This window comes from Elusimicrobia bacterium HGW-Elusimicrobia-1, assembly GCA_002841695.1.
GTDB lineage: Bacteria > Elusimicrobiota > Endomicrobiia > PHAN01 > PHAN01 > PHAN01.
In genome coordinates this window covers 187,905-201,674 of record PHAN01000003.1, presented here as the reverse complement: position 1 = coordinate 201,674, position 13,770 = coordinate 187,905, and the positions used below count along the sequence as shown (strand labels likewise).

Here is a 13,770-nt window from a genome sequence, read left to right as displayed (position 1 = left end):
ATATGCTACTGAAAAAATCCCGAGTTCTTGTCACCGGAGCGGGCGGCTTCATAGGAAGCCACCTGGTACGCGCTCTCGTAGAAAAAGGGTCGAAGGTGTCGGCTCTGGTCCACTACAATTCGCGCAACAACTGGGGCCGCCTCGAAGAATTGCCCCGCGAAATTATCAAAGAAGTAAAAGTTATATCGGGAGATATACGCGATCCGTTCTTCGTAAAAAAAATAACGGAGGATTCCGACGCCGTGTTTCATCTGGCGGCGGCCATTGCGATACCGTTTTCCTATGTCGCTCCGGAACACTACGTCGAGACAAACATCAAGGGAACCCTCAACGTAATGGAGGCGGCCAGGGCAAACAAGACGCATAAAGTCATCCACACTTCCACAAGCGAAGTTTACGGCACGGCGCAATACACTCCTATCGACGAGAAACATCCCCTTGTGGGACAGTCGCCCTATTCGGCCTCGAAAATAGCGGCGGATAAAATAGCGGAGAGTTACCATCGTTCATTCGGCCTTCCGGTCGTTACTGTCAGACCGTTTAACACCTTCGGCCCGGGGCAGTCGGCCAGGGCCGTTATTCCGACGATAATATCGCAGATGCTGACACACGGAGGCGAGGTCAAAGTCGGCTCCGTCGGGCCGGTCAGGGACTTTACCTACGTTAAAGATACGGTCGAGGGATTTATAAAAGCCGCCGAACGCGCCGCCGACGGAGAAACACTGAACCTCGGCACGGGCAGGGGCGTGAGCGTGGGCGAGCTCATAAAGATTATCTCGTCGATAGCCGGATTAAAGCTCAAAATAATAACGGACAAAATCCGGGTGCGCCCGTCGAAAAGCGAAGTTTTGGTGCTTATCTCCGACGCTTCAAAAGCCCGCCGCGCGACAGGGTGGAAACCGTCGTACACGCTTGAAGATGGCTTGCGCGAAACCATTGACTACGTCCGCGCGAACATAAGGTCGTACAAACCGGAGGTTTACAACTTATAAATGCAAGCGATAATACTTGCGGGCGGAAAGGGCTCGCGGCTAAGACCTTACACGACGATAATTCCAAAACCGCTTATGCCCGTCGGCGACGTGCCGGTGCTTGAGATAATAATAAGGCGCCTTAAAAAATGCGGCTTCCGCGAAATGGTTATTTCCACGGGTTACCTCGCGGGACTCTTGCGGGCATACTTCGGCGACGGTAAAAAGCTGGGCGTAAAAATCCGCTACGTGCACGAGATTAAACCCCTCAACACCGCGGGCGCCTTGAAACTTGCGGGCGGCCTCGACGACAACTTTCTTGTTACCAACGGCGATATTCTATCGGACGTCGATTACGGCAAGTTTCTGGCGCGGCATAAAAAATCCGGCGCGGACGCGTCGGTGTGCGTTACCAAAAGAAAAGCCGTAATCGAATACGGCATAGTGGAGCCCGACGATAAGTGGCGGCTGGCGTCGTACTCGGAGAAACCATCGCGGTTATTTTACGTGAGCACCGGAATATACGCGCTGAAACGCGGTGCGGTTTCTCTGATACGGAAGGGCGAGTCGATAGGGATGCCCGACTTGCTGCTGCGTCTCAAAAAAAACGGGATGAAAGTTTTATGCGTCCCGCACGACGGCTTCTGGCTGGACATAGGCCGTCACGAAGATTATCAGAAAGCCGCGGAACTCGCCAGGGCCGGAAAACTCAAATTATAATTGTCGTATTATGCGCGATATAAAACATGTCATTGCGAGGAAGCCCCGCCGCAGGCGGGGGTGACGAAGCAATCTCGCGCATGTTTTTATCGAAAATTGAGATTGCTTCACCACCCTGCGGGCGGTTCGCAATGACAACTCTTAAAAAATGCGTGAAATAAAGAAAATTCTTGTAACGGGCGCGGGCGGTTATATGGGCGGATATTTCATAGCCGCCGCCGCGAAACGTTTTCCCCGCGCAACGATTGCGGCTTCCGACGTTAAAAACGCCGCTGCGCGCCTCCCAAAAACGGAAGGCGGAAAAAATATCGGTTTTATAAAATGCGACGCGGCCGATTTACAAGCGGCGAAAGCGCTTGTCGCCCGCGTAAAACCGGACGTAATCGTGAATCTTGCCGGCACGGGCGCAGCGACCATTCTGCCGTGGGACGTGCTGATAAGAGCCAATCTGGCGTCGGCCGTCTCGCTCATGGAAGCGTCCTTGTGCGTTAAGCCGTCGCCGACGGTAATTTTAGTCGGCTCGGCGGCAGAGTACGGCGCGGCCAAAAAATCACAATTACCGGTGCGCGAAAATTCGATTTTGTCGCCCGTCAGCCCGTACGGCCTGGTAAAATCATGGCAAAGCGAGGCGGCTGATTTTTACTCCGCGCGCGGCCTTAAAGTCATAGTCGCCAGAATGTTCAATGTGCTCGGACCCGCGATGTCGGAATCGCTTTCCGTGGGTTCCTTCGCCGCGCAAATATCGAGAATAAAATCCGGCAAGACGCGCGACTGCGAACTTAAAGTCGGCGACATCGGCGTAAAACGCGATTTTGTCGACGTAAGAGACGTGGCGGATGCGCTGTGTCTTTTGGCGCTGAAGGGCAAGGCCGGATTTTACAACGTATCCTCCGGAAAATCCGTGTCTTTGAAGCGGATAATAAAAATCCTCTGCGGAAACAGCGCGCCGAAAATAAAAATAGTCTGCGAGAAGTCCAGGTTCAGATCCAACGACGTAAAAGATATTCGCGGTTCATCTATCGCCCTGCGGAAACAAACCGGATGGAAACCGCGCAGGACACTGTCGGAAACTCTCGACTCAATACGAACCCGCTGAATCCGCAAAAGAGGCCGCCGAAAAACGCGGCGATTTTTATTTATGCCCGCTATGTCCGCACTTAAAAAAATATTCCCCGATAACCGTCGCACTATGTTTTTGGCGGTGTTCATACTGGGTTTCGCCGGTATGTTCGCCAAACTCGGAGATACCGACCTTCAGCCGATAGGTTCATGCACCTACGCGTCCATTTCGCGCGAGATGGCCCGCACCGGCGACTACCTGACCCCGCACTGGCCGCATTCCGAAGAGTTCGTCGATTTTTATCATCATCCGCCTCTTTTTTTCTGGCTGCAAAGCGCGGTCTTTAAGATAGCCGGCGCCGACGATTTCACGGCAAGGACGGTTTCGGCTTTCTTCGGATTGCTTCTTATACTTGCGGTTTATCTTCTGGGCAACGCCATCGACGATGAATACACCGGTTTTCTGGCCGCGCTCACGCTCATACTCACTCCTTTTTTCTTCAAACATTCGCGCAAATGCGAACTGGAAAGTATCTTCGTTTTTTTTACTACGGTTTCTTTTTTGTCCTTCGTCGCCGCGCGGCGCAAAGAATCCGGTTTATTGCACGCGATAAGCGGCGCGGCGGCAGGGCTGGCCTTTCTTTCCAAAGGCGTTCCGGCAGGCGCGATATACGCATCGATAATTCCCTGCATACTGTTTTTCGAGCCAAAACTTCTGCGGCAACCGAAATTCTGGATCGGGCCGTTGAGCGCGGCGGCAGTTGCGGCGGCATGGATTGTGCCGCAGATTATTTTTAAGGGCGACGCGTTCTGGCGGTTTTATGTCGTAGAGCAGGTCTTATGGAAAATAAGCGGCGGGGACAGAGGACAGGCGGGTATCGTCGACAAAATCAGGGGCGTGATTTTCTATTCGGGAATGTTTTTATCGAGATTCTTCCCGTGGGCAATAACGGGATTCTTCGGCGCGGTCCGGATTATCCGCGAAAAAGCCGGCAAGCTTTATATTTTACTTTTCTGGGCGGGCGTGACATTCGCCGGATTTTCGGCGGCGGGATACCGCGAGGATTATTATCTTTTGATGATTTGGCCGGCGTGGTGCGTTCTCAACGGGTATATATTCAATGTATGGACGAGAAAATACCGCCCGCAAATCGTTTCGGCTGGCGCGGCGACGGCGGTAATAATCGCGGCCATAGTATTTTTTGCGCCGGTGCGCCTGAGTAAATCCAGAAATCCCGACCTAAAAGCTCTGGCGCCCTGCATAGCAAAAAATACCGGCCGCGACGAAAAAGTTATTATCCACAAACTTTACTATTGGGATATGATATCGCTTTTGCCCTGGTACGCCGACAGGGGAGTTACGCATTCCGTCGACGAGCCCGAAGATATCGCGGCGCATGTATCGTCTCCCCTGAAAAAATATTTTCTCATGAAAAAAGAAGACGCGGAAAATCTTGCCCCCGCGACAAGAAAAAAACTTTATGTATTGTGCGAACAGGGAAGGTTTGTGTTCGCGTCCAACCGCAAAAGCGCGAAGGCGCCCGCCGTCAAAATTCCGTCGCGGTAACCATAAAACTTAAAACCGTCAAAAACCATCGGCCCGGCCGGCGCTTTTTATGAACCGCGCCCGTGCGGTAAGATAACATCAACGGCCGTTTTTTCCTGCGGATTTCAAAAAGATGAAATTGTCCGTGCGCGCGATAATTTTCGACGAACGGCGCGCGTTCTGTGTCAACACGGCGAAGTCCCGCGACCTCATAAGGTAATACTTGCCTCTCGACGAAAGAATATCCGACCCGATGCCGCCCGCCGACGCGGCCGAGACTTCGGCGTCGGCGTAAAATCTCAAACCGTTGGAAAAATACCAGTAATCTTCGACGGGAACCGCCACCGGCGCGGGCGAAACTTCCCGCACATGGCCGAACAATCCTTTTAACTCCCCGTAATGTCCCACGTCCAAAGTGTTCGGAGCCAGCGGCAAAAACAGATATAAAACCGCCGCAAGCGCCGACACGGCGACAAGCCCCTTCATCCATCTTTCATTATTGCGAAATCCGTCGAAAACCCGCGCTGTCACTACGGCAAAGGGAACGTAAATCGGCATTATGTATTGAGAACCTCTGACGGATGCGGCCTGAAAAACCGCAAATGGAACGGCTATCCACATAAGCAGTAACAGCGACCCGCTTTTTTCTTCTTTCGACGACAACGGCGACAAAACCAGACGTATTTCCTTGTATATTCCCATCGCAAGAAAAGGCAGCCACGGCCAATAGTTCTCGATTATCCTGACTATTATCGTGTGCCACGGCGTATAAATACCCGTTCCGCCCACGCCTATGGCCGCCACTCGTCCGATGTAGTTTTCCGTGAACTCCCCGCCGAATCTTAAAGTCATAAAAACAAACCACGGCAGTATTACGACAATGCTTGACATTGCGCCCAAGATAAAATGTTTATCCCTCATCCGCGACGACAAACCGCCCGTAAGGACTGCGTGAGCGCCGATGACGCCGAAAACCAGCAGACCCGGAACGTTTCTGGTCATAACGGCGCAACCCGCCGCTATGCCGGTCAAATAGTAATAAATTTTACCCCGTCCGGACACCGCCGCATAATACGCCGCGACGGCGGCGGTGAAGAATAAAGTGAAAAGCACATCGGGCTGGGCGCTCCTGGCGTGATGCAGATACTGCTGAGTGAAAGCCAGAATCAGCGAGGCCATAAAAGCGACCGGCTCGCTGTAAAATCTTCGCGCGAAGAAAAATAAAAAAATAACTCCGACAAAACCGAATAAGGCCTGGGCCGAACGGGCGCCGAGATTCCCGGAACCGAATATTCCCGCGCCCGCCATCTGCGCCCAGTAGTGAAAAATGGGTTTGCCGTCCTGAAAATCGGCCTTCCCCGCGTAGACGGGCACGAGCCAGTTATCGGCCCGCAGCATTTCTTTGGCCTTTTGAGCGTAGAACGCGTCGTCAAAAATAAGCGTGGCCGCGCCGAGACGGTTAAAATACATTATGCCGCAAACGGCCAGGATAAAAAGCAAACGCGCTTTGGTCGATGTCAACACGCTCGTCACGCTCCGAGGGCTATTTTCAGATAAAACTCAAATGCCCTGAAAAAATCACGAAAACTCATAGTAAACAAATCTTTGAACTCGACACGGGGGAGAAGATGAGGGTCGGCTCCGGCGGACACAAGCCCCGGACGGGTTGTGCAGGCCGCGACGTAATCCGAGCGCGCCAGAGCGACCGAACGCTCGTCGCAGGAACCGAAGGGATAGCAGAAAGTGACGGCGTCCACGCCCGCTTTATCCTTGAGCGCCTTTTTCGATCCGGATACTTCGACGGCGACTTGGGCGTCGGAAACGTCGGCGAGGCGGGGATGGCTTAGAGTATGCGCGCCGAAATCGATTATGTCCGACATTAACCTGATTTCTTCCGGAGACAGATGTTCTTCGGCGGGTTCCCCCGGGTAGGCGTAATTTTGTCCCACCGCCGAAGCCATAAGAAAAACCGTAGCCCTGAATCCGTTTTTTTTAAGCGTCGGATAGGCCGAAGTGTAGTTATCGCGGTAGCCGTCGTCGAAAGTAATGGCGAAAATTTTTGGCGGCAATTTTTGACCGGAAGATATTATGCCGGCGAGTTCGGGCAGGGACACGGTTCTATATCCTCTCAGTTTCAAATAGCCCATCTGCGCGGCAAAATATCGCGGGCGCACGAATAAGCTTTTGAGCCCTCCCCGACGGAACGGCGCGATTTTGTGGTAACAGAGTATAAAAGTTCTGCGCGAATAATACGCGCGCAGAGCGACTACCGCGACGGTCAAAACAAATACAATCGCAAACGCCCAGGGCCATATTTTCATTTGAAAGCCATCCTCAGAAGTTTCAGATATTTTATCATCGTCGAAACCACCTTCATTTTGGAAGCCCCGCCTTTCAAATCGTATCTTAAATCAAGGGGCGCTTCGACGATGCGCGCGCCGGGTTGCCGCGATAGTTTTATCAATATCTCGGTGCCGGCGGTAAAACCCGCCTCTGTTACGAGCGGCGCGGCCTCGGGGCTGTCGAAATAGCGGCGCAGTATGGCGCCCGATATGACCCTGTATCCGCTTGTATAATCGTTTACGCCCCTGATGCGAAAAGCGATTTTGAATATCAGAGCGGCGACGCGGCTCAGAAGATTTCTGTAAAACGGCACGCCGCGAGTTTTCGCGCCGGCGCAGAAACGCGACGCAATCACTATATCGGCGCCTTCCGCGACACGGGATGCCATCGAGGGGATGAGCGCGGCCGGATGGGTATTGTCGGCGTCCATCGTAACGACGACGTCGCCGGACTTTACGTTTTTGGCGATATACGCGAACAAAGTTTTTATCGCCGCGCCCAGGCCCATATTTTTTTCGTGCGGTATTACTTCCACGGGCATAACGCCGGATGCCAGACGAGCGGCCGACAGAGTGCCGTCGGTCGAACCGTCGTCGACAATTACGACTTTGTAATCGGCGCCTTTGAGCGTTTCGGAAACCGCCGAAAGAAGAGGCGGAATATTTTTTTCTTCGTTGTAAGCCGGCAGAGCAACGTAAATCATGAGGATCCTCCGGTGAGTTCATCCATCAACTCTATATATCTCGATTTCATTTCGACGACGGAAAATTTTTCGGCCACGGCCGGCGACGCGGCGCGTCCGATAGCAGCATAGTCCGCGGCGGCCATCTTCAACATCTTCCCGGCGAGTTGTCCGGCCGAGCCGGCGTCGAAAAGCATTCCGTTTTCGTTATCGACGATGACTTCGGGGATTCCGCCCACCCGAGAGGCAATGACGGGACGTCCCGCCGAAAGCGACTCAAGAATGCTTATTGGTATATTGTCGTAAAAAGAAGGATGCACAAGAATGTCGGAGGCCTTGTAAACCGCGGACACGTCTTCGACGTAACCGGCCAGCAATACACGCCCCGCAAGATTAAGTTTTCGCGCGAGCGACGAGAGATATTCCGCGTAGCCGGCGTCACCGGCGCCCGCCACCAGAAGCTTTGCGCGAGGACACGCGTCGGCCACGGCGGCGAATGCCTCCACGGCCACATGCTGTCCCTTGTTTTTTTCCAGACGGCCGACAAGACCGAAAACTATGTCGTCCGGCGCGAAACCGAAAGTTTTTTTTGCCGCCGCGGATTCTTCCGGCGACGGCGGCGAAACGGCGCTGAAAATACCGTCGTAAATCAGCCGGACATTGGACAATCCGTAATCGCTTTCAAGGTCTTTCTTTACCGCCGCGGACAAAGATATTATGCGGTCATACCGGCCGTAAAGCAGATATTTATTGACGATCCTCTTAAGCCCTTGTTTTCTGTAAGGGACATTCCGCGTCAAAACGGTTTTTACTCCCGCGAGTTTGGCGGCGGCAAGGCCAATCCAGTAAAATCCCGGAGAGTTTATATCCGCGACTGCGGCATTTATCCGACGCAGATAAAAAAATATCCTGCACAATGCGACGGGATCCGTGTCGAAAACAGGATTTATCTTAAAAACGTCGATGCCGGCCCGCCCGGCCAGTTCGCCGAGCCGTCCGCCGCGCAAACATACAATGTGAGGAAAAAAACCCGCGGACGAAAGCGACTTGGCCAGAAACAATATTCTGTTGGCTCCGCCGGACCATGCGGGTGTCGCGTCGAAAAATACGACGGATTTATTTTTCATAGAAAAATAAACATCCGGCAAGAAACCACAGCAGATAAAGCGTTTCGCCGGAGAATAGATTATCCACCATACCGTGCGCCGCAAAGTCCGTCAAACTGCCCAGAACTCCGGCGGCAAGAGCCGCAGGCATAACGGACGCGCCGCCCGAAGAACTTGCGCGGGCAAGCACAAAAGTTTTGGCGGCACGACGGAACATAACAAAAAGAAAGGCGGCGAGGGCAAGCGCAAGCGGTATTCCCCCGTCGAGAGCGGCAGCCATGAAAATATTATGCGGATGAAAGTGTTTTTGAATAATTCCGGCGGCCGCGTCACGGGCGGCGGCGCGCTCAAAACCTCCGGCGCCGAAACCTAACACGGGAGATGTCTTTATCATGGCCGCCGACTTTCTCCACATATAAACCCTTTCGGTTTCGGGCCGGCTTTTAATATCGGCCAGACGGGAACGCACCGGAGCAAGAAACAGCATCGCGGGCAATAAAGCGAATATGAAGAACGCGCGGCGGCCGTAACGCAAAAAGAATACTACGGCCACACCCGCCGCGGCGCCGATCCACGCTCCGCGCGTAAAAGTCGCCAGAAGAGCTCCGGCCATCAACACAGCGGCGACGGCATACGGCAACTTCTTTTTTTTGTCCGACGGAAAAACCGCAAAACCGGCCGCCACCGGCAGCATCATTCCCAGAACGCCGCCCAGCGAGTTGAAATATCCCAGTGTCCCGCGCACGCGCAAGTACGGCTCCGAAAATCCTCCGCGGGTTATGTCTATGCCGGTAAAATACTGGGCTATCCCGTAAACGGATTGAACGGCGAAAAACATCAGCGCGACCGAAAGATAAGCGGCGCGCGCCCGCGGGGACGAAGCGGCGAGACCGCAAAAAATCGAAAACGCGCCGACTAACGGAGCCAAATTTCTTAATCCGGCCAAGGCCGCTCCGCCGGCGGCGGACGCGACAAAACTCCATGCAAGAAAAAACACGACGGCGCGCGCCAGAAAACCCGCGTCGTCGTCAAAGTGAATCATATTCCCGACGCCGCCGGCGAACACGAACGCCGTCAATCCCAAAAACACCAATGCCGAACCGGCCTGAATGCCGGATATTCCCATAGAGGCGAAAACTGCATATACGCAGAGTCCCGCGGCGACCGTACCCGCCGAGATTTTAAGTATTGTTTTCTTCACGGATTTCCACCCCGAGTCATTGTGCCGGAGGAACTATACTCTTCTTCCACGTGGGGAGGCCAAATCCGGTTGCCGAGCACGACGCCTCGGCCCACTCTCATAAATGACTTAATATCGTTTTCCATTTTATCGAGCATATTTTCTCCGCCGGACATCACGCGTCGAGCAAGCGAAAACGGAACTTTGCGGCCTCTGTAATGGAGCGATATCTTTCTTTTGCCGTCGTGGCCGAGAATAAAATCTCCGTAAGCCCAGTAAATTATCTCATTTGCGTACATAAAAGCAAAACCCTTTTTATTCTCGTCAAACAGCGAGCGACCGAAGGAAGCGTGCTCCGACGACACTCCGGCAAGATCCATTATGGTGGGCAGTATATCCGTTTGCGAGGCGGGGGAGCGCATGACCGCGCGGTCGGGTTTTCCGCCGGGAAAGACCATCACAAAAGGAATACGGAAGACGTCGCGCGGACCGGAAAGGCCCATCGCGCTGGTATGGTCGCCGAGGATTATGAAAATGGTGTCCTTATAATAGTCCGACGACACGGCGGCGGAGAAAAATTGTTTAAGCGAATCGTCGGAGTAACGCACGGCGTTAAGAAAGTCGTCTCTCAAGGAATGTCCGCGGAAAGGCCTTTCGCCCGGCGGCAAGTCATATGGCGGATGGGCGGAAAGAGAAAAAACCACGCCAAGGAAAGGTCTCGGCATTTTTTGAAACTCTTCGTGTGCTCTTAAAAAAACATACTCATCGTGCACGCCCCAAGCTTTTGAAAAGCGGACTTCGTTGCGCTTAAAATCATCCATCGCCACATGCTCGTTGAAACCCGCAGCGGTCAACAGCGCATCCCTGTTGTAAACGTCCCTGCGGGCGCCGTGCACGAATATCGAAGAATAGCCGTGCTCGCCGAGCACATGAGCTACGCTTCTGACACGATTCTGTTCAAGAGTTATGGAATTGTGGGCGAAATCGTAAAATGGAGGCAGCGAGCACAACACGGCGGGCAGTATTTGCATCGTCCTGGTTCCTGTGGAATAAAAATTCTTGTGCAGCAATCCGTCTTCGGCCAGGGAATCCATGAAAGGCGTGGCGCCCGCGATTCCGCCGAGCGCGCCGGTATGAGCGGCCGAGAGGCCTTCCATTATGAAAATTACAATGTTCTTCTTTTTCCCAGCCGGCAAAATCTTGCCGGACCGACGAAAACGCTTCAACGGATATTTCCACGAAGAAAAACTTTCGCGCGGAGAACCTACAAGCCCCGTGACTCTTTGGACGTCGGCGGGAATAATATCCGCATCTTCCGAGGAAATTCGCAAATTGTGCAACGCGGCGTGAGAAACGGTGTATGCTCCGTTGAGGGATAAGTAGCCGAGCGGCACGTCTTCAAGCATGGCAAAGGCGGTCTTCGGCTCTATGGGCCTCGTCTGAAAACCACCGCGGCCCGCGACGACGGCAACGACTAAAAAAACCAGAACCGACGAAAATCCTCCGAGCGGAGATATATTGCCGGCGGGTAATTTTTTTTCTATGAAATGAATGACCTTATAAAACAGGAAAATCTGTCCCTTTACAAAAACCGCCATGAAAACCGCCACAAGCGCGTAACGAGACAATATCGTCTCCGATACCTGCGCGATTTCCTGAACTGCCAGCCATATTTCAAAAGACATCCTGCGTCCGGAATACCGGAAGTAAAACAAGTCGGCCGCCAGCACTATCCACAGAAATGAGAACACGACGATCAAAGCCGCGACGGGGACACGGGACATCCGCCCATCGTTGCGTCTTATTTCCGAAATAAACAGCCACAGAAAAAATACCGAGGAGAATACGGATATGGTGGAAGCATCGAAGCGAAGTCCCGCCAGAAAAGCCCCGATTATCTTCGCCGCGGATGCATCGCCGTAAATCTCTGAGTATTTAACGTAGAAAACCGCGCGGAAAGCTCCGAAAATGATCAGATTGGCCGCACAAAAAAAAACATAAAAAGCGGCCGCGCGGCGAGCGATGCGCAGAGAGGAGATTTTTGACAATATTTTCGTTTTCATTATCGCACGGAGGGCGGGGCGGGGGGCACGCCGATCAGCGCGCGCCCGACATCTTCCGCGGTTATCGCGCGCATGCAAATGTTATCGCGGCAACGGCGCATCTTCGACTGGTCGCACGGGGCGCAGGGCGTTTTTTTTGATATCAGCGACGGTGCGGGACCGCCTTTCAAAGTCCTGGCGCCCCACCTGTCGTCGGAGCCGGGCACATAGAGGCCGACAACCGGAACTCCCAGCGCGGCCGCGACGTGGATTCCGCCGGTATCGACGGAAACGTACGCCGCGCATCCTTTAACGCAAGCCGCGAACTCGGCTAATTTGACCGTATTGGTTCTGTTTATAAGATTTATCAATCTTCCGTCGGCCACGCCTCTTTCAATCACAGCAGATTCCTCTAAATCTTTTTTTGTGCCGAACAAGACAACTTTCACTCTTTTGTCTTCAATAATATTTCTGATTAGCCCTGTCCAATTTTCGGTGGGCCACCGTCGGGCGCTCTCTCCGGCAGCGCCGAAACCGATGCCGATAATTTTATCATCGCGGTTTAATCCCGCCGCTTTCAATATTTGCGACCCTTTTGAAAAATCATCGTCGGAAAACCATAATTCCGGCTCCCTGCTTTCGACTGCCCCGCCAAGTTGTTCAATTATATTCAAAAGATACTCGACGCAGTGTTTATTGTTGTCGGGTATTTTATGGGTAAGCAAAAATCCGCGCCTGTCGTGCGGGTAACCTATCGTGTTTTTGATTCCCGCCAGATAACAAATCAGCGCCGAATGGAAACTGCCCGACAAAACGAAAGCGGCGTCGAATTGCCTCGACCTCAGCTCTCTTATGAAACCGAACTCACCGCCGTATTTCTTTTTATCATATATGATAACCTCGTCCATATACGGGCAATTCGCGGCAAGTTCTCTGACCAGCGGTTTTATGCATAAAACTATTTTTGACGAAGGGTAATTCCTTCGCAACGCCCTGTAAAAAGGTGTCGCCAGGACAAATGTCCCCACGGTATCCACGCCGCGAACGAGAATATTATTAAATGTTCCGTTATTCGCCATCACGATTCCAATCCGGATATCTTGTCAACTATTTCTTCCGGTTTTATACTTTCGACACACAGATACTTATTTATTTGAAAACATTCGTCTTTGTAGCACGGCGAGCAGGAAACCGGCTTGTACACAATCTTTGTTTTTTCGCAAAACGGCCCGTACTTTTCCGGATCGGTGGATGTAAAATAAATAAACGTCTTCGCGCCCACGGCCTGCGCTATATACGAAGCGCCCGTATCGGGCGATATAAAAAGTTCGCTCATTGAAATCATCGCCGCCAGTTCCTTGAGATTAAAATCTCCGGTGATAAACTTTACCCCCGCGTCACAAGCCAGATTCAGGCAGTAATCCCTGTCCTTCACGGAACCCGCAAGAACTATTTGGCAGTCCGCATATTTCAGTTTCAGCAACCCAAAAAGTTTTATGTATCCGGCCGCACTCAGCATTTTTGTCTTTCTCGTGGCCACGGGGCTGATAGTGATAAGTTTTTTCGAAGTATCGACGCCCAACATCTCAAGTTTTCTCTTTACGGTATTTCTGATTTCATCTTTATTCCATCCGGTAAAATCTATTTTCGTCAAATCGACTTCGGCCGGGGCCGATATTTTCAAATAGTCGTTCAAAAGTTTCTTTGTCAGCGCCAGGCATTCCGCCCTGTATGGTCTTTTTTTATCGACGGAGACGGCGCTTTTGAGAAATAAATTCGAAAGATCTTCTTTGACGCCGACGGAGTATCCGGCTCCTGAGGCAAAAGCCGCAAGCGAATTGGAAAATGTCGTTCTGAATAATACGACAGCATCGGGTTTCAGGGCGATAATATCTTTTAAAAGTTTATATTTGGACGATTTCGCTATTATCCCGCCTACATTCGGATTTTCGTCCACAAGTTCCTTATAACACTCTTTCACTACCGCTGTTATCTCGGCGGAGGGATAGTTTAATTTCAAATATCTTATCGCGGGAGTGGTCATCAAAATATCGCCGATATAATTCGGAAGGAAAACCGCTATCTTCATAAAAAAGCTCTTATGCCGCCGCAGTAAAACTA

General features: G+C 52.3%; 12 protein-coding genes. 4 read left to right on the top strand and 8 right to left on the bottom strand.

The window, feature by feature from the left end; translation table 11 throughout:
• Positions 1-2 precede the first annotated feature (2 nt).
• The 4 genes from CVU77_02995 (at position 3) to CVU77_02980 (ending at position 4,317) form a co-directional block, all read left to right on the top strand.
• Positions 3-992 carry an NAD-dependent dehydratase gene (locus CVU77_02995; protein ID PKN01916.1) on the top strand — a complete coding sequence of 330 codons (990 nt, stop codon included), beginning with the start codon at positions 3-5 and terminating at the stop codon, positions 990-992.
• Entirely contained in the window at positions 993-1,691 is a 699-nt protein-coding gene (locus CVU77_02990; GenBank protein ID PKN01915.1) for a nucleoside-diphosphate-sugar pyrophosphorylase, read from the top strand.
• 148 nt (positions 1,692-1,839) lie between these two features.
• Complete coding sequence (locus tag CVU77_02985) at positions 1,840-2,787, top strand: hypothetical protein (protein PKN01914.1); 948 nt, start codon at positions 1,840-1,842, stop codon at positions 2,785-2,787.
• A gap of 42 nt (positions 2,788-2,829) precedes the next feature.
• Positions 2,830-4,317, top strand: coding sequence for a hypothetical protein (locus CVU77_02980; GenBank protein PKN01913.1), 1,488 nt, complete (start codon positions 2,830-2,832; stop codon positions 4,315-4,317).
• Between the two features lie 78 nt (positions 4,318-4,395).
• Here CVU77_02980 and CVU77_02975 read toward each other — a convergent pair whose 3' ends face one another.
• The 8 genes from CVU77_02975 to CVU77_02940 are packed head-to-tail and all read right to left on the bottom strand — an operon-like array spanning position 4,396 to position 13,738.
• A complete protein-coding gene (locus tag CVU77_02975; protein PKN01912.1) occupies positions 4,396-5,820 on the bottom strand; it encodes a hypothetical protein in 1,425 nt (474 codons plus the stop codon).
• Positions 5,821-5,825: 5 nt separating this feature from the next.
• Positions 5,826-6,617 (bottom strand): polysaccharide deacetylase, encoded by a 792-nt coding sequence (locus CVU77_02970; GenBank protein PKN01911.1) that lies wholly within the window; start codon positions 6,615-6,617, stop codon positions 5,826-5,828.
• Complete coding sequence (locus CVU77_02965) at positions 6,614-7,342, bottom strand: hypothetical protein (GenBank protein PKN01910.1); 729 nt, start codon at positions 7,340-7,342, stop codon at positions 6,614-6,616. Before CVU77_02965 ends, CVU77_02970 begins: the two co-directional genes overlap by 4 nt.
• Positions 7,339-8,448 (bottom strand): hypothetical protein, encoded by a 1,110-nt coding sequence (locus tag CVU77_02960; protein PKN01909.1) that lies wholly within the window; start codon positions 8,446-8,448, stop codon positions 7,339-7,341. Before CVU77_02960 ends, CVU77_02965 begins: the two co-directional genes overlap by 4 nt.
• A complete protein-coding gene (locus CVU77_02955) occupies positions 8,438-9,628 on the bottom strand; it encodes a hypothetical protein (GenBank protein PKN01908.1) in 1,191 nt (396 codons plus the stop codon). The genes CVU77_02960 and CVU77_02955 overlap by 11 nt, the downstream gene beginning before the upstream one ends.
• A complete protein-coding gene (locus CVU77_02950) occupies positions 9,625-11,670 on the bottom strand; it encodes a hypothetical protein (GenBank protein PKN01907.1) in 2,046 nt (681 codons plus the stop codon). The genes CVU77_02955 and CVU77_02950 overlap by 4 nt, the downstream gene beginning before the upstream one ends.
• Positions 11,670-12,728, bottom strand: a complete 1,059-nt coding sequence (locus CVU77_02945; GenBank protein PKN01906.1) for a hypothetical protein — start codon at positions 12,726-12,728, stop codon at positions 11,670-11,672. Before CVU77_02945 ends, CVU77_02950 begins: the two co-directional genes overlap by 1 nt.
• Positions 12,728-13,738, bottom strand: coding sequence for a hypothetical protein (locus tag CVU77_02940; protein ID PKN01905.1), 1,011 nt, complete (start codon positions 13,736-13,738; stop codon positions 12,728-12,730). Before CVU77_02940 ends, CVU77_02945 begins: the two co-directional genes overlap by 1 nt.
• Positions 13,739-13,770 lie beyond the last annotated feature (32 nt).

Excerpts from the sequence above, each read along its gene's own strand:
- CVU77_02995 (PKN01916.1), top strand. The coding sequence starts at position 3 with ATGCTACTGAAAAAATCCCGAGTTCTTGTCACCGGAGCGGGCGGCTTC.
- CVU77_02990 (PKN01915.1), top strand. The coding sequence starts at position 993 with ATGCAAGCGATAATACTTGCGGGCGGAAAGGGCTCGCGGCTAAGACCT.
- CVU77_02985 (PKN01914.1), top strand. The coding sequence starts at position 1,840 with ATGCGTGAAATAAAGAAAATTCTTGTAACGGGCGCGGGCGGTTATATG.
- CVU77_02980 (PKN01913.1), top strand. The coding sequence starts at position 2,830 with ATGCCCGCTATGTCCGCACTTAAAAAAATATTCCCCGATAACCGTCGC.
- CVU77_02970 (PKN01911.1), bottom strand. The coding sequence starts at position 6,617 with ATGAAAATATGGCCCTGGGCGTTTGCGATTGTATTTGTTTTGACCGTC.
- CVU77_02965 (PKN01910.1), bottom strand. The coding sequence starts at position 7,342 with ATGATTTACGTTGCTCTGCCGGCTTACAACGAAGAAAAAAATATTCCG.
- CVU77_02960 (PKN01909.1), bottom strand. The coding sequence starts at position 8,448 with ATGAAAAATAAATCCGTCGTATTTTTCGACGCGACACCCGCATGGTCC.
- CVU77_02950 (PKN01907.1), bottom strand. The coding sequence starts at position 11,670 with ATGAAAACGAAAATATTGTCAAAAATCTCCTCTCTGCGCATCGCTCGC.
- CVU77_02945 (PKN01906.1), bottom strand. The coding sequence starts at position 12,728 with ATGGCGAATAACGGAACATTTAATAATATTCTCGTTCGCGGCGTGGAT.
- CVU77_02940 (PKN01905.1), bottom strand. The coding sequence starts at position 13,738 with ATGAAGATAGCGGTTTTCCTTCCGAATTATATCGGCGATATTTTGATG.